Source organism: Streptomyces sp. RKAG293 (assembly GCF_023701745.1).
Lineage (GTDB): Bacteria > Actinomycetota > Actinomycetes > Streptomycetales > Streptomycetaceae > Actinacidiphila.
Window position 1 is genome coordinate 3,786,851 of record NZ_JAJOZB010000001.1, and the last position, 20,821, is coordinate 3,807,671.

A 20,821-nucleotide genomic window follows, 5' to 3' on the forward strand; every position below is an offset into this window, starting at 1 on the left:
GTTCGTTACTTCAGAACTACACAGTGGACGCGAAGCAAAAATAGTTAGACAAGCCCTCGGCCTATTAGTACCAGTCAGCTCCACCCGTTACCGGGCTTCCACATCTGGCCTATCAACCCAGTCGTCTACTGGGAGCCTTAACCCCTCAAAGGGGGTGGGAATACTCATCTCGAAGCAGGCTTCCCGCTTAGATGCTTTCAGCGGTTATCCTTTCCGAACGTAGCCAACCAGCCGTGCCCTTGGCAGGACAACTGGCACACCAGAGGTTCGTCCGTCCCGGTCCTCTCGTACTAGGGACAGCCCTTCTCAATATTCCTGCGCGCGCAGCGGATAGGGACCGAACTGTCTCACGACGTTCTAAACCCAGCTCGCGTACCGCTTTAATGGGCGAACAGCCCAACCCTTGGGACCGACTCCAGCCCCAGGATGCGACGAGCCGACATCGAGGTGCCAAACCATCCCGTCGATATGGACTCTTGGGGAAGATCAGCCTGTTATCCCCGGGGTACCTTTTATCCGTTGAGCGACGGCGCTTCCACAAGCCACCGCCGGATCACTAGTCCCGACTTTCGTCCCTGCTCGACCCGTCAGTCTCACAGTCAAGCTCCCTTGTGCACTTACACTCAACACCTGATTGCCAACCAGGCTGAGGGAACCTTTGGGCGCCTCCGTTACTCTTTAGGAGGCAACCGCCCCAGTTAAACTACCCACCAGACACTGTCCCTGATCCGGATCACGGACCGAGGTTAGACATCCAGCACGACCAGAGTGGTATTTCAACGACGACTCCACCATGGCTGGCGCCATGACTTCACAGTCTCCCACCTATCCTACACAAGCCGAACCGAACACCAATATCAAGCTATAGTAAAGGTCCCGGGGTCTTTCCGTCCTGCTGCGCGAAACGAGCATCTTTACTCGTAGTGCAATTTCACCGGGCCTATGGTTGAGACAGTCGAGAAGTCGTTACGCCATTCGTGCAGGTCGGAACTTACCCGACAAGGAATTTCGCTACCTTAGGATGGTTATAGTTACCACCGCCGTTTACTGGCGCTTAAGTTCTCAGCTTCGCCACACCGAAATGTGACTAACCGGTCCCCTTAACGTTCCAGCACCGGGCAGGCGTCAGTCCGTATACATCGCCTTACGGCTTCGCACGGACCTGTGTTTTTAGTAAACAGTCGCTTCTCGCTGGTCTCTGCGGCCACCCCCAGCTCAGGAAGCAAGTTCCCTCACCAGTTGTGGCCCCCCTTCTCCCGAAGTTACGGGGGCATTTTGCCGAGTTCCTTAACCATAGTTCACCCGAACGCCTCGGTATTCTCTACCTGACCACCTGAGTCGGTTTAGGGTACGGGCCGCCATGAAACTCGCTAGAGGCTTTTCTCGACAGCATAGGATCATCCACTTCACCACAATCGGCTCGGCATCAGGTCTCAGACTCAATGTGTGACGGATTTGCCTATCACACGTCCTACACCCTTACCCCGGGACTACCACCGCCCGGGCTGGACTACCTTCCTGCGTCACCCCATCGCTTACCTACTACAGAATCGGGTCGCCGGCTCCACCACTCCCCTCAACTCCGAAGAGATCAGGGCGGCTTCACGGGCTTAGCATCCTCTGGTTCGATACTGGGCGTTTCAAAGCGGGTACCGGAATATCAACCGGTTGTCCATCGACTACGCCTGTCGGCCTCGCCTTAGGTCCCGACTTACCCTGGGCAGATCAGCTTGACCCAGGAACCCTTAGTCAATCGGCGCACACGTTTCCCACGTGTGTATCGCTACTCATGCCTGCATTCTCACTCGTGTACCGTCCACGACTGGCTTCCGCCGCCGCTTCACCCGGCACACGACGCTCCCCTACCCATCCCCGCACCCGTTAGGGCTTCGCACGGGAATGACACGACTTCGGCGGTACGCTTGAGCCCCGCTACATTGTCGGCGCGGAATCACTTGACCAGTGAGCTATTACGCACTCTTTCAAGGATGGCTGCTTCTAAGCCAACCTCCTGGTTGTCTCTGCGACTCCACATCCTTTCCCACTTAGCGTACGCTTAGGGGCCTTAGTCGATGCTCTGGGCTGTTTCCCTCTCGACCATGGAGCTTATCCCCCACAGTCTCACTGCCGCGCTCTCACTTACCGGCATTCGGAGTTTGGCTAAGGTCAGTAACCCGGTAGGGCCCATCGCCTATCCAGTGCTCTACCTCCGGCAAGAAACACGCGACGCTGCACCTAAATGCATTTCGGGGAGAACCAGCTATCACGGAGTTTGATTGGCCTTTCACCCCTAACCACAGGTCATCCCCCAGGTTTTCAACCCTGGTGGGTTCGGTCCTCCACGAAGTCTTACCTCCGCTTCAACCTGCCCATGGCTAGATCACTCCGCTTCGGGTCTTGGGCGCGCGACTCATTCGCCCTATTCGGACTCGCTTTCGCTACGGCTACCCCACACGGGTTAACCTCGCCACACACCGCAAACTCGCAGGCTCATTCTTCAAAAGGCACGCAGTCACGAGATACCAGCAAGCTGGTATCCGACGCTCCCACGGCTTGTAGGCACACGGTTTCAGGTACTATTTCACTCCGCTCCCGCGGTACTTTTCACCATTCCCTCACGGTACTATCCGCTATCGGTCACCAGGGAATATTTAGGCTTAGCGGGTGGTCCCGCCAGATTCACACGGGATTTCTCGGGCCCCGTGCTACTTGGGTGTCGTACAAGCAAGCCGTACAGATTTCAGCTACGGGGGTCTTACCCTCTACGCCGGACCTTTCGCATGTCCTTCGCCTATCCATACGGTTTCTGACTCGCCCAACAGTCGGCAGACTGCTGAAGTACGATCCCACAACCCCGCATACGCAACCCCTGCCGGGTATCACACGCATACGGTTTGGCCTCATCCGGTTTCGCTCGCCACTACTCCCGGAATCACGGTTGTTTTCTCTTCCTGCGGGTACTGAGATGTTTCACTTCCCCGCGTTCCCTCCACATACCCTATGTGTTCAGGTATGGGTGACAGCCCATGACGACTGCCGGGTTTCCCCATTCGGACACCCCCGGATCACAGCTCAGTTGACAGCTCCCCGGGGCCTATCGCGGCCTCTCGCGTCCTTCATCGGTTCCTGGTGCCAAGGCATCCACCGTGCGCCCTTAAAAACTTGCCTTACAGATGCTCGCGTCCACTATGTAGTTCTCAAGCAACGAACCCTCCCCCACACCCCCACGCCCTGAAGCGAAGATCGGTGAGGCCGGCGTCGAGAAGGAACTTTCGTTCCCTCAGGACCCAACAGCGTGCCCGGTACAGTCCCATCACTCATGCTTTCCACGCCGAAGCAGTACTTACCTGAGCAACCAGACCGTGCCGAATAGTCAACGTTCCACCCATGAGCAACCACCGCCGAACAGATGTCGGCGTAATGGCCCTGGACTACTTTCGCAGCCAGAATGCTCCTTAGAAAGGAGGTGATCCAGCCGCACCTTCCGGTACGGCTACCTTGTTACGACTTCGTCCCAATCGCCAGTCCCACCTTCGACGACTCCCTCCCTTGCGGGTTGGGCCATCGGCTTCGGGTGTTACCGACTTTCGTGACGTGACGGGCGGTGTGTACAAGGCCCGGGAACGTATTCACCGCAGCAATGCTGATCTGCGATTACTAGCAACTCCGACTTCATGGGGTCGAGTTGCAGACCCCAATCCGAACTGAGGCCGGCTTTTTGAGATTCGCTCCACCTTGCGGTATCGCAGCTCATTGTACCGACCATTGTAGCACGTGTGCAGCCCAAGACATAAGGGGCATGATGACTTGACGTCGTCCCCACCTTCCTCCGAGTTGACCCCGGCGGTCTCCTGTGAGTCCCCATCACCCCGAAGGGCATGCTGGCAACACAGAACAGGGGTTGCGCTCGTTGCGGGACTTAACCCAACATCTCACGACACGAGCTGACGACAGCCATGCACCACCTGTACACCGACCACAAGGGGGCCGTATCTCTACGGCTTTCCGGTGTATGTCAAGCCTTGGTAAGGTTCTTCGCGTTGCGTCGAATTAAGCCACATGCTCCGCTGCTTGTGCGGGCCCCCGTCAATTCCTTTGAGTTTTAGCCTTGCGGCCGTACTCCCCAGGCGGGGAACTTAATGCGTTAGCTGCGGCACCGACGACGTGGAATGTCGCCAACACCTAGTTCCCAACGTTTACGGCGTGGACTACCAGGGTATCTAATCCTGTTCGCTCCCCACGCTTTCGCTCCTCAGCGTCAGTAATGGCCCAGAGATCCGCCTTCGCCACCGGTGTTCCTCCTGATATCTGCGCATTTCACCGCTACACCAGGAATTCCGATCTCCCCTACCACACTCTAGTCTGCCCGTATCGAATGCAGACCCGGGGTTAAGCCCCGGGCTTTCACATCCGACGTGACAGACCGCCTACGAGCTCTTTACGCCCAATAATTCCGGACAACGCTCGCACCCTACGTATTACCGCGGCTGCTGGCACGTAGTTAGCCGGTGCTTCTTCTGCAGGTACCGTCACTTGCGCTTCTTCCCTGCTGAAAGAGGTTTACAACCCGAAGGCCGTCATCCCTCACGCGGCGTCGCTGCATCAGGCTTTCGCCCATTGTGCAATATTCCCCACTGCTGCCTCCCGTAGGAGTCTGGGCCGTGTCTCAGTCCCAGTGTGGCCGGTCGCCCTCTCAGGCCGGCTACCCGTCGTCGCCTTGGTAGGCCATTACCCCACCAACAAGCTGATAGGCCGCGGGCTCATCCTTCACCGCCGGAGCTTTTAACCCACCCCCAGGAGGAGGAGAGTGTTATCCGGTATTAGACCCCGTTTCCAGGGCTTGTCCCAGAGTGAAGGGCAGATTGCCCACGTGTTACTCACCCGTTCGCCACTAATCCACCCGAAGGCTTCATCGTTCGACTTGCATGTGTTAAGCACGCCGCCAGCGTTCGTCCTGAGCCAGGATCAAACTCTCCGTGAATGTCTCCACGCAAGAGCGGCACCACCGGCCGGAATAAGGCCCGTGGTGCACAGCGTCCTCGCTGTGTAATTGCCTCCCACCAGTTCCCGTCCCGAAGGACCGGAGGGCGGAAGGACTTTTTCAAAGGAACCACCAAACGAAACCCGAATGGGTTCCGCCCGGGGTGTTTTAAGTCTGGCGTTGACTTTTGGCACGCTGTTGAGTTCTCAAGGAACGGTCGCTTCCTTTGGTGCCGTTTCACCGGCGCCCTCCGGGCTTCCCTTCGTGTTTCCGACTCTATCAGACGCTTTCGCGTCCGATTCCCAGTCAGCGGGAGTACTACAGATCCTGCATTGTATTGCCGTGTTGCTGTCTTGCTTTAGCGTTTCTGCCTTTCGGCTTTCCCGCTGCACCCGACTTTAGCAGAAGCTTTCCGCCGGATTTTCCGCTCCCGTTTCGAGGACATGCGGATCCAGTCGGAGAATTCACTCGGATTGGATTTGCGATGTCTTCGTCGCGAGGAACGAAGAAGCAAGGAGACTCTATCGAGCCGCCTCGAACATGTCTAGTTCGTGACAACCGTTCGAATCTACCTACCCTGTTCACCCGTGTCAACGGGTTTCTGGGGCGAAGAGGAGACTAACAGGTCAGGGACGCCGAGTGCACATCCGGGTGACCGGGGTGCTCAGGCGGCCGTCGGGAGGGTGGCGCTGCGGTCCGCGGCCTCCAGGTCGCCGGTCTCGCCGCCGAGGGCCGCGCGCCGGCCGACGCCGTAGATGTAGGCCAGGAACAGCAGTTCAGCGACGATGCCGATGGTGATGCGGGCCCAGGTCGGAAGGCCGGACGGGGTGACGAAGCCTTCGATGGCGCCGGAGACGAAGAGGACGACGGCCAGACCGATGGCCATGCCGATGGCAGCACGTCCCTCTTCGGCCAGCGCCGTTCTGCGGGAGCGCGGACCCGGGTCGATCACCGTCCACCCCAGCCGCAGTCCGGTGCCGGCGGCGATGAACACGGCGGTGAGCTCCAGGAGGCCGTGCGGGAGGATCAGGCCCAGGAAGGTGTCGAGGCGGCCCGCCGAACCCATGAGGCCGATGCCGATGCCGAGGTTGAGCACGTTCTGCCACAGCACCCAGAGGACCGGCAGCCCGAGGAACACCCCGAAGACCAGGCACATCGCCGCGGCCTGGGCGTTGTTCGTCCAGACCTGGGCGGCGAAGGACGCCGCGGGATGGCTGGAGTAGTACGTCTCGTACTGACCGCCGGGCCGGGTCATCGAGCGCAGGGCTTCCGGGGCGCCGATGGCCGACTGCACCTCCGGATGGGAGGCGATCCACCAGCCGACGGCCGCCGCGACCGCTGTCGACAGCAACGCCGTCGGCACCCACCAGTGCCGTGAACGGTAGACGGCTGCCGGGAAGGCGCTGGTGAAGAAGCGGGCGACATCGCGCCAGCTCGCCGTACGGGCGCCCGCGACCGCGCTGCGCGCACGGGCCACCAGGGTGGTCAGCCGGCCGATCAGCGCCGGGTCCGGGGCGCTGGACTGGACGAGGGACAGATGGGTCGCCGTGCGCTGGTAGAGGCCGACGAGTTCGTCGGCCTCGTCACCGGTGAGCCGGCGACGGCGTCCCAGCAGCTCTTCGAGCCGGTCCCACTCGTGCCGGTGGGCGGCGGCGAAGACGTCGAGGTCCATGGACTGCTGCTCCTGTGCTCCTGGCGGAAGGGGGCCGGACAGTGGGAGGCCCCAGCTTGGCAGACCGGGCAGACTGTTCGGGCAAGGGTTCGGACGGCGGTGGGAGGGGTTCGCGCGTGAGTGGACTGGTGACGGGCGAGGCGGTGGCGCTGGGGATGGACCCGGCCAAGCTGCCGAGCCGCGCGCTCGCGACGACGATCGACCTCGTCGTCTACTGGACGGGCTTCATCGGGCTGATGTTCCTGCTCGCCGCGGCGACCTCGTCGCTCGACGACGCGGCGGTCGCGGCGGTGTCGATCGGCGCGCTGCTGCTCATCCTGGTCGGCATACCCATAGCCGTCGAGACCCTCACCCGTGGGCGGTCGCTGGGCAAGCTGGCCTGCGGGCTGCGGGTGGTGCGGGACGACGGCGGTCCGATCCGCTTCCGGCACGCGCTGGTGCGCGGGGCCGTCGGTGTCGTCGAGATCCAGCTGTCGCTGGGCGTCATCGCGTGCATCGCGTCCCTGGTGTCGGTGCGCGGGCGCCGGCTGGGGGACGTCTTCGGCGGGACCCTGGTCGTCCGCGAACGCGTCCCGGTGCAGCACTCGCAGCTGATGCCGCCCGCCCCGCCGTGGCTGGCGGCGCAGCTCGCCGGGGTGGACCTCTCGGGTGTGCCGGAAGGGCTGTGGCTCGCCGTACGGCAGTACCTCTCACGGATGTGGCAGCTGGATCCGCAGGTCAGCTGGTCGATGGCGGAGCGGCTGGCGGCGGATGTCGCCGCGTGCACGGGGGCGCGGGTGCCGCAGGGGACCCCGCCGGCGGCGTTCCTCGCCGCGGTGGTGGCGGAACGGCAGTCGCGGGACGCCCGGCGGATGTTCGGCGCGGGCGGGCCTCCGGCCGGTCCTTTCGGGGGCGCACAGCCACCCGTGATGACGGCGCCGGTCATGCCACCTCCCCAGCCGGTTCAGGCTGTTCAACCCGTCCAGCCTGCGCCGGCGATGCTGTCGAAACCCGCCGCGCCGGAGCCGCCGCGCACCGGGTTCGCTCCCCCGGCATAAGCCGGACCGAGCCGAGCCGAACCGGACCGAACGGGACCGGGCCGAACGGGACCGGGCCGGGCCGCGCCGGGCCCCGCATCCCTGGGGACGGACGGTGTCAGGCGAACGCCGACGGGGGTGATTCGAGCTCTTCGAGTTCGATGCCCGGGGCGGAGAGCACGACGTCGCCCGCGATGTGGATCTGCCGCTGCTCGCCGGTGTCGAGCTCGGTCACCTGGTACTCGTCCACAGGCAGCGGGCCGCTGTCGGTGTCGTGTGTTGTCCTGTTCAGCAGAGCCCAGGACTGGTCCAGGGTGCGGGGCGCGAGCACGGGGGGTGCGAAGGCGACGAGGCGTACGCGGGTGGCGGGGGTGCCCGGTTCGAGGCGCAGCAGGCGTGCGGTGGCGATCAGAAACGCGGGCGAGGCCCCGGTGAAGGCATGGGCGGGGACGTTGCCCTCCTGCGCCTGCTCCCCGGCGGGGTCGGTACGGACCCACGTGACGCCGTCGATGGCCGCGCCGCGGACCTGCCAGCTGGACGCGTTCAGTTCGAGGCGGATGGGGCGGCCGAGGTCGTCGATGGTGAGGTCGACGGAGCCGGAGTGGTCACCCGATGGGGCGGTGAGCTGGGAGACGTAGCGCCAGCCGGAGGGGCCGGTGGCGCAGTGGAAGTGCTCGGCACCCAGGGGGGTGTGGTCATGCGTGTCGTAGAACGAGTAACGGCCTCGGGGCATGGTGGGGACCTTAAACGGCGAAGCCCCCGCCGCGGAAAACGGCGGGGGCGACGCTCGTGACGCTCAGTGGATCGACCGCAGTCGATCTCAACCGCAGTGGATCGACCGCTGCGGATCTCGACCGCTGTGGATCAAACGCTGGATCAACCGCTGTGGATCGCCGCGGTCAGCCGCGGCGATCCCGGACCGGGTGGATCAGTAGCGGTAGTGGTCCGCCTTGTACGGGCCCTCGACCGGGACGCCGATGTAGGCGGCCTGCTCCGGGCGCAGCGTCGTCAGCCGGACGCCGAGGGCGTCCAGGTGCAGACGGGCGACCTTCTCGTCCAGGTGCTTCGGGAGCACGTAGACGCCGGTGGGGTACTCGCTCTGCTTGGTGAACAGCTCGATCTGGGCCAGGGTCTGGTCCGCGAAGGAGTTGGACATGACGAACGAGGGGTGACCGGTCGCGTTGCCGAGGTTCAGCAGACGGCCCTCGGAGAGGACGATCAGGACCTTGCCGTCGGTGAACTTCCAGGTGTGGACCTGGGGCTTGACCTCGTCCTTGACGATGCCCGGGATCTTGGCCAGGCCGGCCATGTCGATCTCGTTGTCGAAGTGGCCGATGTTGCCCACGATGGCCTGGTGCTTCATCTTGGCCATGTCGGCGGCCATGATGATGTCCTTGTTGCCGGTCGTGGTGATGAAGATGTCGGCGCTCTCGACGACGTCGTCGAGGGTGGCGACCTGGTAGCCGTCCATCGCCGCCTGCAGTGCGCAGATCGGGTCGATCTCGGTGATGACGACCCGGGCGCCCTGGCCGCGCAGCGACTCCGCGCAGCCCTTGCCGACGTCGCCGTAACCCAGGACGACGGCGACCTTGCCGCCGATGAGGACGTCGGTGGCGCGGTTGATGCCGTCGATCAGGGAGTGGCGGCAGCCGTACTTGTTGTCGAACTTCGACTTGGTGACCGCGTCATTGACGTTGATGGCCGGGAAGAGCAGCGAGCCTTCCTGCATCATCTCGTAGAGGCGGTGGACACCGGTGGTGGTCTCCTCGGTGACGCCGCGGATCTCCGACGACAGCTGGGTCCACTTCTGGGGGCTCTCGGAGAGGGTGCGGTTCAGCACGCGGAGGATGTAGCCGTACTCCTCGCTGTCCGCGGTGGACGGGTCCGGAGCCGCGCCGGCCTTCTCGAACTCAACGCCCTTGTGTACGAGGAGCGTGGCGTCGCCGCCGTCGTCCAGGATCATGTTCGGGCCGCCGGTGGGGGTGTTCGGCCAGGTCAGCGCCTGCTCCGTGCACCACCAGTACTCTTCGAGGGACTCGCCCTTCCAGGCGAAGACCGGCACACCCTGCGGGTTCTCGGGGGTGCCGTTCGGGCCGACCGCGATGGCGGCGGCGGCGTGGTCCTGGGTGGAGAAGATGTTGCAGGACGCCCAGCGGACGTCCGCGCCGAGCGCGACCAGCGTCTCGATGAGGACGGCGGTCTGGATCGTCATGTGCAGCGAGCCGGTGATGCGGGCGCCGGCCAGCGGCTGCGCCTCGGCGTACTCGGCACGGATCGACATCAGGCCGGGCATCTCGTGCTCGGCCAGCGTGATCTCCTTGCGGCCGTAAGCGGCCTGGGAGATGTCGGCGACCTTGAAGTCAGTTGCGGTGGTGGTCATACGGGCTGCTCCTCGCTGAATGCGTCGAGGTGGACGGGGAATTGACGCAGCCGCAGGCTGACGAGACAGCGCCCTTGAGCGGACACACCCGTCCCCTTGCAGCAGCGCATTCCGTCGGAGGCCCTCTCTCCCTCGGCCGGCAACCACTTCCGCGGTGCCGCCCGACCGCCATCAGCAGCGACGTCTGGCTACAGACGAACCTACACCGGACGGCCCCGCGCTCCCCACCTCGTACCGGTTTCGGCCAGTGGGCGGAGGCAAGAAGGGAGCAGGAAGGACAGGCCGACCGGAGGGTACATAAGGGACCAATGTCACGTCCGTCGCGGTTCCGGAATGTTGCACGATTCGATCAGGGCAGCAACACTCTTGCGGACTCGCGCCCGTTTGCGCCCGAATGGCTGAAGGAGACGATCACGTGACCAGTCCGGCCGACCCCCGCGATGCAGCGGGGACCACGACACAGCGGCTGAAGCTGCTCGCGGTGACCGCATGCCCCACCGGCATCGCTCACACGTACATGGCCGCGGAGAAGCTCGCCCAGGCCGCCGAGGCGCTCGGCATCGACATGAAAGTGGAGACGCAAGGGTCCATCGGCGCTGAGAACGTCTTGTCTGACAACGATGTCAGAGCTGCCGACGGGATCATCATCGCGGCCGACAAGGACGTCGATCTCAGCCGCTTCGCCGGCAAGAGGGTGCTGTCCGTCGGGGTCTCCGAGGGCATCAGCCACCCGGAGCGGCTGATCGAGCAGGTACGCAGCGCCCCGGTGCACGGCGGGGGCGGCCGCGGCGGCGCCGACTCGCTCGGCGGCGGCAGCGGCAGCGGGAACAGCGGCGGCGCGGGCAAGCAGCGCAGCGTCGGCTACAAGGCGCTGATGAACGGCGTCTCGTACATGATTCCGTTCGTGGTGGTCGGCGGGCTGCTGATCGCCATCTCGCTGGCGCTGGGCGGGCACACCAACCCCGAGGGCGGCCTGGTCATCCCGGACGGGACCTTCTGGAAGCACGTCAACGACATCGGTGTCATCGGCTTCACGCTGATGGTCCCGATCCTGTCCGGGTACATCGCCTACGCGATCGGTGACCGGCCCGCGCTCGTCCCGGGCATGATCGGCGGCTGGATCGCCAACACCGGATCGCTGTACGACTCCAAGGCCGGTGCGGGCTTCATCGGTGCCATCGTGACCGGCTTCCTGGCCGGCTATCTGGTGCTGTGGATCAAGAAGGTCCAGGTCCCGAAGTTCGTCCAGCCGATCATGCCGATCATCGTGATCCCCATCGTCGCGACGACCTCGCTCGGGCTGTTCTTCATCTACGTCATCGGGAAGCCGATCTCGTGGGTCTTCGAGCACCTCACCGACTTCCTGAGCGGGATGACCGGATCGAGCGCCATCCTGCTCGGCGCGATCCTCGGCCTGATGATCGCGTTCGACATGGGCGGCCCGGTCAACAAGACCGCGTTCCTCTTCGGCGCCGGCCTGATCGGTTCGGGCAACCTGACCGTCATGGGCATGTGCGCGGCCGCGATCCCCGTCATGCCGCTGGGCCAGGGACTGGCGACCGTGCTGCGCCGCAAGCTCTACTCCGAGCAGGAGCGCGAGACCGGGATGGCGGCCCTGTTCATGGGCTGCTTCGGCATCTCGGAGGGTGCGATCCCGTTCGCCGCGGCGCGGCCCGCGCAGGTCATCCCCGCCAACATGCTCGGTGGCGCGGTGGCCGGTGCCATCGCGGGCATGGCTTCGGTGAAGGACTCGGTGCCGCACGGCGGTCCCATCGTGGCGGTCCTCGGAGCGGTCGGCGGAGTGCCGGTGTTCTTCCTGGCCATCGCGATCGGCACCGTGGTCACGGCGTTCACGACCAACGCGCTGATCGACATCAAGGAGCGGCGGGCCGGCGGCGCGGCGAAGGCCCTGGTGCCCCAGCCGGCGCTCGAACCGGTGCTGGCCGGCGTCGGCGCCGTCGGTGCCCCGGCAGTCGTCTCGGCAGCACCCGCCCGTACGGCACCCTCCGCCACTCCCGAGGTCGCCGACGCCACCGAGGTCCTCTCCGGCTATCTCACCGGGCAGACCGTCAAGGAACAGCTCGACGCCTCCGACAAGGAGTCCGCGATCCGCGAGATGGCGGAGATGCTGGCGACCACCGGGAAGGTCGCGGATGTCGACGCCCTGGTGGCCGTGGCGCTGGCGCGGGAGGCGCAGGGTACGACCGGCCTCGGCGAGGAGATCGCCATCCCGCACGCCAAGACGGACGCGGTGACGTCTCCGCTGGTGGGCTTCGCGCGGTCGGCCGACGGCATCGACTGGGGTTCGCTGGACGGGACGAAGGCCAAGCTGGTCTTCATGATCTCCGTGCCGGAGGCGGCGGCCGGTGACGAGCATCTGCGGATCCTGGCGCAGCTGTCGCGCAAGCTGATGGACACCGGCTTCCGGGAGCGGCTGCAGAAGGCCGAGGGCCGGGACGGCATCCTCCGGGTGCTGGCCGAGATCGAGTAGTCCTGACGGCGGCACCGTCAGCACCGTCGGCCGCCAGCACCATCAGCACATGGGATCAGCACAAGGGAAGGGCCCCGCACCGATCGGTGCGGGGCCCTTCCTCCGTGCTTCGCGTCCTCAGTGGGGGTGCGGGTCGCCGCCCGGTGTCTGGGCCGGGTCGGGACCGGCCGCCGCGGCGGCCTCGCTGTAGATGTCGGGTTCGAGGTAGATGACGCGGGCGATCGGCACGGCCTCGCGGATCCGGGCCTCGGCGGCGTCGATCGCGCGGGCGACCTCGGCGGCGGTGTCGTCGTGCCGGACGGCGATCTTCGCCGCGACCAGCAGTTCCTCGGGACCCAGGTGGAGGGTGCGCATGTGGATGACGCCGGTGACGGTGTCCCCGTCGACGATGGCCTCGCGGATCATGGCCACCGATTCGGCACCCGCACCCTCGCCGAGGAGCAGCGACTTGGTCTCGGCGGCGAGCACGAGGGCGATCACGATGAGCAGGATGCCGATGCAGAGGGTGCCGATGCCGTCCCAGACGCCGTCACCGGTGGCCAGCGCGATGCCGACACCGCAGAGGGCGAGGACGAGGCCGACGAGCGCGCCGAAGTCCTCCAGCAGGACGACGGGCAGTTCCGGGGCCTTGGACCGGCGGATGAACTCGGTCCAGGAGAGCTTGCCGCGGGTCTGGTTGGACTCGACGATGGCGGTGCGGAAGGAGAAGCTCTCCGCGATGATCGCGAAGACCAGGACGCCGATCGGCCAGTACCAGTGCTCGATCGGGTGCGGGTGCTTGATCTTCTCGTAGCCCTCGTAGAGCGCGAACATGCCACCGACGCTGAACAGCACGATCGACACCAGGAAGGCGTAGATGTAGCGCTCGCGGCCGTAGCCGAACGGGTGCTCCTCGCTCGCCGCGCGCTTGGCCTTCTTTCCCCCGACGAGGAGCAGCGCCTGGTTGCCCGAGTCGGCGAGGGAGTGCACGCCTTCGGCGAGCATGGACGACGATCCGCTGAACGCGAATGCCACGAACTTCGCCACGGCGATGGCGAGGTTGGCGCTCAATGCGGCGACGATCGCCTTGGTTCCGCCTGACGCGCTCATAGGTGTTGGTTCGTCCCTTCGGTCCTTCGGTCCGGCCCCCGGCCACTGGCCGGTCATTCTTGCAGGCTGCCCCGCGGACGGCGCGTCAGGCCACCACTGTGGCGCGGAAGACGGTCCCTCCGGTGATGCTTCCGGCGGTGCTTCCGGTGCCGCCTCCAGCGGTGTTCCCGATGCTGCCGGCGATGCCGGCCGGGCACGTCAGTTCCACCTGTTCGCCCGCCGGGACGAAGGCGGACTCGCCGCGCTCCAGGGTCAGCTCCCCGTGCGGGGAGCGCAGCCGCGCGGCGCCGTCGGTGCAGAGCAGGATCTGCGGGGTGCGGGCGTCGGGGGTGCGGGCCTCGCCGCCGGGGGCGAGTACGTAGCGCGAGAGCCGGAACTCGTCGATGGGCGTCGCGTAGACCTCTTCGCCGTTCGAGGAGACCTCGGGGCGCAGGACGCCCGGGTCGGTGGCCTCGAAGCGGACGATGCGGAGCAGTTCCGGCACGTCCACGTGCTTGGGGGTCAGGCCGCAGCGCAGCACGTTGTCGGAGTTGGCCATGATCTCGACGCCGAGGCCGTCGAGGTAGGCGTGCGGGACGCCGGCGCCGAGGTAGAGGGCTTCGCCGGGCTGCAGCGTCACGTGGTTGAGGAGCATGGCCGCGATGACGCCGGGGTCGCCGGGGAAGCTGTGGGCCGTGGCGGCGTAGGCGGCGAAGTCGGCGGTGTTCCGACCGTCCCGCCCGTCCTGTTCGGCGAGCCGGGCGGCGGCCTGGGCGGCCTCGTCGACCGTTTCCGCCATCGCGTCGCGGTCGGCGGTCAGTACGGCGGCGAGGACCTCGCGCAGCGCGTCGGTCTCGGGCCGGGCGCGCAGGATGTCCGCGTACGGCTTGAGCGAGTCCACGCCGAGGGCTTCGAGGAGCTCCGCGGCCTCGGCGGGGTGCCGGAAGCCGCACAGCCCGTCGAAGGGGGTGAGCGCGACGATGGCCTCGGGCTTGTGGTTCGCGTCCTTGTAGTTGCGGTGCGGGGCGTCGACGGGGATGCCGCGCGCCTCCTCGTCCGCGAAGCCCGCCCGCGCCTGGGCGAGGTCGGGGTGGACCTGGAGCGACAGGGGCGCGCCGGCCGCGAGGATCTTGAACAGGAACGGCAGCCGGGGGCCGAAGCGCAGCACGGCCGGCTCGCCGAGTTCCGCGAGCGGATCGGCGTCGATCGCCTCGTTCAGCGGGACCGGTCCCGCGCCCCGGTCGATCAGGGAGGGTGCTCCCGGGTGCGCGCCCATCCACAGTTCGGCCTGCGGCTCGCCGGTGGGGGCGGTGCCGAGCAGTTCGGGGATGGCGGTGGTGGAGCCCCAGGCGTAGGGACGCACGGTGTTGGTCAGACGGTCCATGGCGTCATGATCTCTCGGCGGAGGCGACGGCGAGGTAAACCGAGGCGAAATCCGTCAGGGCGAGCAGTTCGGCGGTGGTCTCCAGGACGCCGCCGTCGGCCGCGGCGATCTCGCTCAGCGGGGTGTCGTGCGCGTAGGCCAGCTCACGGGCGGCGGGCGCGGACACGGCCTGCTGTCCGGCGGCCTCCCGCAGCAGGACGACGCGCAGCCGCATGGCCTGGTGGTCCTCGACGCGGTCGCGGAAGAAGTCGTCGGGGTCGGCTCCCGGCGAGAGGGTTCCGGCGAGCAGCGCGCCGTGGGCCGCGAGCGCCTCGGGCAGTTCGGCGGCGAGCGCGGGGCGGCCGGTCCTGGTGGCGAGGACGGCGGCGAAGCGGCGGGCGGCCGGGGCGGCGTTCGGTCCGGTGCTCCACAGCAGCGGCAGGGCGTCGGCCAGTTCGGTGGCCAGCGTCTTGGCGGGGTTGTTGTACGTCGCGATGGCCGGCCCGCAGCGGGCGGCGACCTCGTCGAGCCGGTCGGCCACGGCCTGCACCGCGGTCGGCGGGGCGGTGAACAGCCCGATGCGGTCGGCGAGCGTGAACAGCGGGGTGAGCAGTGCCCACAGCGCGCCGGGGTCCTCCGCAGGGGTGCCGGCCGGTCCGGTGGGAAGCGGCGACGCGGGCCCGGCGAACGGGATCGTCATGCCGCGCGCCTGCTCCAGTGCCTCGGCGAGGGGCGATCTGGCGGGTGCCACAGCGGCGACGGTGCAGCCGCGCCGGTAGGCCTGCTCGACGAGCCCGACGAGGCCGGCCTCCCTGCCGCTCGCGGTGGTGAGCAGCACCAGGTCGAGCGGGCCGGTCCAGCCGGGGAGCGTCCACCGCGGTTCGTACGGGGTCGGTCCGGCCGACCGCAGCGGTATGACGGGGCAGCTGCCGGCTCCGAGCGCGCCGAGCACATCGGCCACGGCCGCGGCTTCCGGGCCGGAGCCGGCGACGAGCACGGTGCGCGGCCGCCCGTCGGGGCGCAGGTCCTGGACGCCCGCCTCCTGCGTGAGCCGCGCGGCGGTCCGCACGCGGGCGCCGGCCGCCGCGGCGCCGAGCAGCAGTCCGCGGGTGTCGGCGCGGGCGAGGGCGTCGGGGTCGTCAAGCAGCGACTCGTCGAGCATCGGGACCTCCGGGTCCTGGTCCGTCACCCCGGGCACGTCCTGCCCCGGGAGGTCACGGGTCCCCGTCCCGGGGGCCCGGTCCGGCCGTGTCGGCCGTCAGGCCTTTCAGGCGGGGCGGCGGGCCTCGTCGATGAGCAGGACGGGAATCTCGTCGCGTACCGGGTAGGCGAGGCCGCAGCTGTCCGCGGTGCACACGAGCTCGTTCGCTTCGATGTCCTCCCGGAGCGGGGCGTGGCACGCCGGGCAGGCGAGGATCTCCAGGAGGCTGGCTTCGACGAGCGACATGGTGGCGAGTCCTTTCGGACGGCGTGGTTCGGACGGTGGTCTTCGACAGCTGCGTTCCGGTGCCGCGGCAGCGGCATACCGCGTGATCAGCCTAACGCCGGGGCGGTGCCGTGTGGGGCCGCGTCAGGCGCGGATGACGGCGAGGGGCCGCGTCAGGCCCGGATGACGGCGAGGGGCCGCGTCAGGCCCGGATGACGGCGAGGGCTTCGTCGCGGACGCGGGCGACGGTGGCCGCGTCGCGCGCCTCGACGTTGAGGCGGAGCAGCGGCTCGGTGTTGGAGGCGCGGACGTTGAACCACCAGTCGGCCGTGGTGACCGTGAGGCCGTCGAGTTCGTCGAAGGTGACGCCCGGGCGGCTCCCGTACGCGGCGCGGATCGCGGCCACCCGGCCCGCCTGGTCGGCGACGGTGCTGTTGATCTCGCCGGAGGCGGCGTAGCGGTCGTACTCGGCGACCAGCTCGGAGAGCGTCCCGTCCTGGGCGCCGAGCGCGGCCAGCACGTGCAGGGCGGCGAGCATGCCGGTGTCGGCGTTCCAGAACTCGCGGAAGTAGTAGTGCGCGGAGTGCTCGCCGCCGAAGATCGCGCCGGTGCGGGCCATCTCCTGCTTGATGAAGGAGTGGCCGACGCGGGTGCGCACCGCCTTGCCACCGTGCTCCGCGACGACCTCGGGCACGGACCAGGACGTGATCAGGTTGTGGATGATCGTGCCGCCGGGGTGCTTGGCCAGCTCGCGGGCCGCGACCAGGGCGGTGATCGCCGAGGGCGGCACCGGCTCGCCGCGCTCGTCGACCGCGAAGCAGCGGTCGGCGTCACCGTCGAAGGCCAGCCCCAGGTCGGCACCGGTCTCCAGGACCTTCGCCTGCAGGTCGACCAGGTTCTTCGGGTCGAGCGGGTTGGCCTCGTGGTTGGGGAACGTGCCGTCCAGCTCGAAGTAGAGCGGCACCAGTTCCAGCGGCAGCCCGGCGAAGACGGTGGGAACGGTGTGGCCGCCCATCCCGTTGCCCGCGTCGACCACGACCTTCAGCCGGCGGATCGCGCCGAGGTCGACCAGGCCCCGCAGATAGCCGGCGTAGTCGGCCAGCACGTCCCGCTGGGTGATCACCCCGGCGGTGGCGGCGGGCTCCGGCGCGCCCTGCTCGCTCCACCGCTCGGCCAGCGCGCGGATGTCGGCCAGGCCGGTGTCCTGGCCCACGGGGGCGGCGCCCTTGTGGCACATCTTGATGCCGTTGTACTGCGCGGGGTTGTGGCTGGCGGTGAACATCGCGCCGGGCAGGTCGAGTTGGCCGCTGGCGAAGTACAGCTCGTCCGTCGAGCACAGGCCGATCTCGGTGACGGCCGCGCCGAGGGCGGCCGCGCCGCGCGCGAAGGCGCGGGACAGTCCGGGCGAGGAGGGGCGCATGTCATGGCCGACGACGATCGCGTCGGCCGCGGTGACGGTGACGAAGGCGGCGCCGAAGAGCTCGGCGAGCGGCTCGTCCCACTGGTCCGGGACCACGCCGCGAATGTCGTAGGCCTTGACGATCTGCGACAAGTCGGACACAGCACACCCCTGTTGAACAGCGCCGGACGGCGGCGCGCGGAAAACTCCCGCTCAACCTACCCCGGCGGGGTGATCGGTCCGGTCAGGGCTCCGGGGAGCGCAGCACCCTCAGATGACCCCTGCGGGCGACCTCCATGGGGTCCGCCTCGCGGCCCCGGGAGGCGTTCGCGGGGCGTTCCGGCGGGCGGGCCGCCTCGCGCACCGCGTTGGCGAGCGCTTCGAGGTCGTCACCGCTGGGGAGCACCGGGCCGCTGTCCACGGCGAGCCGGACGACCTCCCAGCCGCGCGGGGCGGTGAGGCGCTCGGAGTGCTCGTGGCAGAGGTCGTAGCAGTGCGGCTCGGCGTAGGTCGCGAGCGGGCCGAGTACGGCGGTCGAGTCCGCGTAGACGTACGTCAGCGTCGCGACGGCGGGTCGGCCGCAAGCGGTCCGCGAACAGCGACGTACAGGGCTCACGACGTTGGACGCTACCGCACTCTTGAGCGGGCCGCGACGACTCTCCATGACCTCACCCTGTCGTGTCGTCCCGGTTCGCCGGGAACGCCTGATAACCGTGATCACGGGCTGACCTGCGGGGAGGCGCCTGCGGGGCGGTTTCCCCGCGGCGATCCGGGCCCTGGCGCGGCCCAGGCACAGCCCGGACGCGGCTCCGCCTCACCCCTGGCCCGGCCCCGGCTCGCCACGGTGGACACTCCCGGACGGCGTGTCAAGGGGCGTCCCGCGGCAGCCGCGGCGGATGGCGCGCCACCCGGCGTCCGCGGTGTACCGGGGCCCCGGGAGGACTAGGCTCAAAGGCGATGGACAGCCCCGTACCTCCCTCTTCAGACCCCCGTCCGCGTCGTCGCGACCGCCATGGCCGCGGCATGCGCGGACCCATCGCGCCCCCGCAGGTGCCGCTCGCGCTCACGCGCGCCGACGCCTTCGACGATCTCGTACGGGACGCCGCCGACCGGCTGGAGAGGCGCTGGCCGCAGCTGGCCGACGTCGAGTTCGCCGTGCAGGAGGTGCCGCTCGTCTCCGACGCGGGGAAACCGGCGACGCCGGACGACTCCGCCGACGGCAGCGTGCCGCTCGGCCGGCTGATCAGCGGCCGCAAGGACGCCCCCAACCGCATCGTGGTGTACCGCCGCCCGGTGGAGATCCGGGCCAAGAGCCACGACGAGCGGGCGATGCTCGTGCACGAGGTCGTCGTCGAGCAGGTGGCCGAGCTGCTGGGGCTCTCCCCGGAGAACGTGGACCCCAAGTACGGGCAGGAATAAGCCCGGCCGGACACGCACCCGGCCGGACGGCCCCTGATCGCCGGTGGCCGGGAAGCGCCGGTTGCCGGGAAGCATCGGCGGCCGGGAAGCGTCAGCGGTCCGGAATCGTCTGCGGTCGGGGATCGTCAGTCGTCGAGGATCGTCAGGTCCGGCTGGACCTTCGGGACCACGACCGTGCCCCGGTCGTCCGGCATCGGCTGGATGGTGAACATCGGGATGCCGTTGAGCGGCAGCGACAGCATGCGCGAGGCGTAGACCGGCCCGCCGGAGACCGGCTCGACGGTCACCGCGAAGGCGCCCTTGCCCGACGAGGGCTCGGGCGGCTCGAACGCCAGGCTGGTGCCGGCCTTGACGGTGACGTTCTTGCTGACCGGTGCTCCGCCGTCGGTGGCCGCCGAGGTGGTGACCTTCACGACCGCCTCCTTGTCCGGTGCGACCAGGGACAGCGTCGACGCCTTGATCCGGTTGTCGGCGACGGTGGCCCGTTCGTCGATCTTCGGGGTGGCCGGCAGGAAGGCCGTCTCCTGCTTGGCGCCGGTGCCGCGGGTGATGCGCAGGGCGGCGACGATCGGCGCGGCCCCATGCGCGTCGGTCGGGGTCAGCAGCAGGGATCCGGCCTCGCCCTTGGTGACGTCCCCGAGCTCGATCGTGGTCGTCATACCGCTCTTGACGTGCAGCGTCTCGTGTCCGGCCGGGGTGATCGAGCCGGTCGGGGCGGCGAGCCGCACCTTCAGGTCCGCGTCGTCCTGGCCGGTGGCGTACGCGACGAGCCGCACGGACGTGGCGTCGGCGGGGATGCCGGGGAAGACCAGGCCGGCGGCCGGGTCCGCGGCGGCGGGCAGCCAGTCCGCGCCGGCCTTGCCGTCCACGGCCTGGACGGCCGCGCCGACCCGGCCGCTGCGGACGGTGACGTGCACGGTCAGGTCCTGGACCTTCTCCGTGACGAGGGTGGAGAGCAGGATCGACGTGCTGCCCTGCGACGGGACGGAGACGCCGTCGCCGGTCGTGGCCTTCAGCGCGCCGTCCTTGCCGAACAGTTCGACGTCGACGACGGCGTCCAACTCGTCGGGGTTCACCAGGTGCAGGAAGTCCTGGCGGTCGGCGGCGGTGCTCGCGGCCGGGAACCAGAACTCGCTGTCCGGGGCGACGCAGGACGTGCCGAGCACGGCGCGGCCGGGACCCACACTGACCACGGTGGTCTGCTGAACGCTCCAGCCGGGCGCCAGGCCGCCCTCGGCGGTGCCGATCAGCGCCGGGCTGTCGGCCTTCTCCACCTTGGCGGTGACGGGCGCACCCGGCTGGGTGAGCGGGGCGAGCGGCTTGGCCTTGGCGCTCGCGTCCCCGATGGCGGGCAGCAGCTGGGCGGTGCCCTGCTTGCCCGTCTGGGCGCCCTTGGGCGTGAACGAGGTGTACGTGGTGGACGCCAGCTCGGAGCCCGACGGCGCCGGGCAGACGAGCGCCGACCGCTGCACCGGCTGCCGGGCGGCGGAGCCCACGGGCGCGGCGGCCGGGTCGCCGGCTCCGGTGAGCACGGCCGCGCCGGTGAGGGCGGCGAGTGCTGCGGTCGCTCCCGCCAGGGAGATGATGCTGCGGTTCACTGACTTTC

13 protein-coding genes and 2 rRNA genes are annotated in these 20,821 nt (G+C 68.0%); 3 read left to right on the plus strand and 12 right to left on the minus strand.

What is annotated here, in order from left to right; all coding sequences use genetic code 11:
• Nucleotides 1-44 precede the first annotated feature (44 nt).
• From LNW72_RS16650 to LNW72_RS16660, 3 genes are all read right to left on the minus strand, one after another.
• Nucleotides 45-3,168 (minus strand): 23S ribosomal RNA (locus tag LNW72_RS16650).
• Between the two features lie 291 nt (nt 3,169-3,459).
• Nucleotides 3,460-4,981 (minus strand): 16S ribosomal RNA (locus LNW72_RS16655).
• The 16S and 23S rRNA genes sit together here, the layout of an rRNA operon.
• Before the next feature lie 664 nt (nt 4,982-5,645).
• The gene (locus tag LNW72_RS16660; protein WP_250976141.1) at nt 5,646-6,653 is read right to left on the minus strand and encodes a stage II sporulation protein M; all 1,008 of its coding nucleotides are present in this window, start codon (nt 6,651-6,653) and stop codon (nt 5,646-5,648) included.
• Nucleotides 6,654-6,769: 116 nt separating this feature from the next.
• Between LNW72_RS16660 and LNW72_RS16665 the strand changes: the two genes are divergently transcribed.
• A complete protein-coding gene (locus LNW72_RS16665) occupies nt 6,770-7,690 on the plus strand; it encodes an RDD family protein (RefSeq protein ID WP_250976142.1) in 921 nt (306 codons plus the stop codon).
• A 97-nt stretch (nt 7,691-7,787) separates the two neighbouring features.
• Here the strand turns inward: LNW72_RS16665 and LNW72_RS16670 are convergent, their stop codons facing one another.
• On the minus strand, nt 7,788-8,402 hold the full coding sequence (locus tag LNW72_RS16670) for a hypothetical protein (protein WP_250976143.1): 615 nt from the start codon (nt 8,400-8,402) through the stop codon (nt 7,788-7,790).
• A gap of 195 nt (nt 8,403-8,597) precedes the next feature.
• Nucleotides 8,598-10,049: an adenosylhomocysteinase gene (gene ahcY / locus LNW72_RS16675; protein ID WP_250976144.1), complete on the minus strand. Its 1,452-nt coding sequence runs from the start codon at nt 10,047-10,049 to the stop codon at nt 8,598-8,600.
• Nucleotides 10,050-10,464: 415 nt separating this feature from the next.
• Here ahcY and LNW72_RS16680 point away from each other — a divergent pair, with 415 nt between their 5' ends.
• On the plus strand, nt 10,465-12,540 hold the full coding sequence (locus LNW72_RS16680) for a fructose-specific PTS transporter subunit EIIC (RefSeq protein WP_308401956.1): 2,076 nt from the start codon (nt 10,465-10,467) through the stop codon (nt 12,538-12,540).
• A 117-nt stretch (nt 12,541-12,657) separates the two neighbouring features.
• Here LNW72_RS16680 and LNW72_RS16685 read toward each other — a convergent pair whose 3' ends face one another.
• The 6 genes from LNW72_RS16685 to LNW72_RS16710 all read right to left on the minus strand — a co-directional run bounded on the left by LNW72_RS16685 (nt 12,658) and on the right by LNW72_RS16710 (nt 18,460).
• Entirely contained in the window at nt 12,658-13,629 is a 972-nt protein-coding gene (locus tag LNW72_RS16685) for a cation diffusion facilitator family transporter (RefSeq protein ID WP_250976145.1), read from the minus strand.
• 85 nt (nt 13,630-13,714) lie between these two features.
• Nucleotides 13,715-14,992 carry a mannose-6-phosphate isomerase, class I gene (gene manA, locus LNW72_RS16690; protein ID WP_250976146.1) on the minus strand — a complete coding sequence of 426 codons (1,278 nt, stop codon included), beginning with the start codon at nt 14,990-14,992 and terminating at the stop codon, nt 13,715-13,717.
• A gap of 4 nt (nt 14,993-14,996) precedes the next feature.
• The gene (locus tag LNW72_RS16695; protein ID WP_250980184.1) at nt 14,997-16,133 is read right to left on the minus strand and encodes an SIS domain-containing protein; all 1,137 of its coding nucleotides are present in this window, start codon (nt 16,131-16,133) and stop codon (nt 14,997-14,999) included.
• Nucleotides 16,134-16,238: 105 nt separating this feature from the next.
• Entirely contained in the window at nt 16,239-16,418 is a 180-nt protein-coding gene (locus tag LNW72_RS16700; protein WP_250976147.1) for a Trm112 family protein, read from the minus strand.
• Between the two features lie 181 nt (nt 16,419-16,599).
• Nucleotides 16,600-17,958: a phosphomannomutase/phosphoglucomutase gene (locus tag LNW72_RS16705; RefSeq protein ID WP_250976148.1), complete on the minus strand. Its 1,359-nt coding sequence runs from the start codon at nt 17,956-17,958 to the stop codon at nt 16,600-16,602.
• Between the two features lie 82 nt (nt 17,959-18,040).
• Nucleotides 18,041-18,460 carry a DUF3499 domain-containing protein gene (locus LNW72_RS16710; protein ID WP_250976149.1) on the minus strand — a complete coding sequence of 140 codons (420 nt, stop codon included), beginning with the start codon at nt 18,458-18,460 and terminating at the stop codon, nt 18,041-18,043.
• Nucleotides 18,461-18,753: 293 nt separating this feature from the next.
• Here LNW72_RS16710 and LNW72_RS16715 point away from each other — a divergent pair, with 293 nt between their 5' ends.
• Entirely contained in the window at nt 18,754-19,215 is a 462-nt protein-coding gene (locus tag LNW72_RS16715) for a metallopeptidase family protein (protein ID WP_250976150.1), read from the plus strand.
• Between the two features lie 125 nt (nt 19,216-19,340).
• Here the strand turns inward: LNW72_RS16715 and LNW72_RS16720 are convergent, their stop codons facing one another.
• Nucleotides 19,341-20,813 (minus strand): DUF5719 family protein, encoded by a 1,473-nt coding sequence (locus LNW72_RS16720; protein ID WP_250976151.1) that lies wholly within the window; start codon nt 20,811-20,813, stop codon nt 19,341-19,343.
• Between the last annotated feature and the right edge of the window lie 8 nt (nt 20,814-20,821).

Bases quoted from the DNA above. Each gene is read 5' to 3' on its own strand.
- LNW72_RS16660 (WP_250976141.1), bottom strand. From the start codon at position 6,653: ATGGACCTCGACGTCTTCGCCGCCGCCCACCGGCACGAGTGGGACCGG.
- LNW72_RS16670 (WP_250976143.1), bottom strand. From the start codon at position 8,402: ATGCCCCGAGGCCGTTACTCGTTCTACGACACGCATGACCACACCCCC.
- ahcY (WP_250976144.1), bottom strand. From the start codon at position 10,049: ATGACCACCACCGCAACTGACTTCAAGGTCGCCGACATCTCCCAGGCC.
- LNW72_RS16685 (WP_250976145.1), bottom strand. From the start codon at position 13,629: ATGAGCGCGTCAGGCGGAACCAAGGCGATCGTCGCCGCATTGAGCGCC.
- manA (WP_250976146.1), bottom strand. From the start codon at position 14,992: ATGGACCGTCTGACCAACACCGTGCGTCCCTACGCCTGGGGCTCCACC.
- LNW72_RS16695 (WP_250980184.1), bottom strand. From the start codon at position 16,133: ATGCTCGACGAGTCGCTGCTTGACGACCCCGACGCCCTCGCCCGCGCC.
- LNW72_RS16700 (WP_250976147.1), bottom strand. From the start codon at position 16,418: ATGTCGCTCGTCGAAGCCAGCCTCCTGGAGATCCTCGCCTGCCCGGCG.
- LNW72_RS16710 (WP_250976149.1), bottom strand. From the start codon at position 18,460: ATGGAGAGTCGTCGCGGCCCGCTCAAGAGTGCGGTAGCGTCCAACGTC.
- LNW72_RS16715 (WP_250976150.1), top strand. From the start codon at position 18,754: ATGGACAGCCCCGTACCTCCCTCTTCAGACCCCCGTCCGCGTCGTCGC.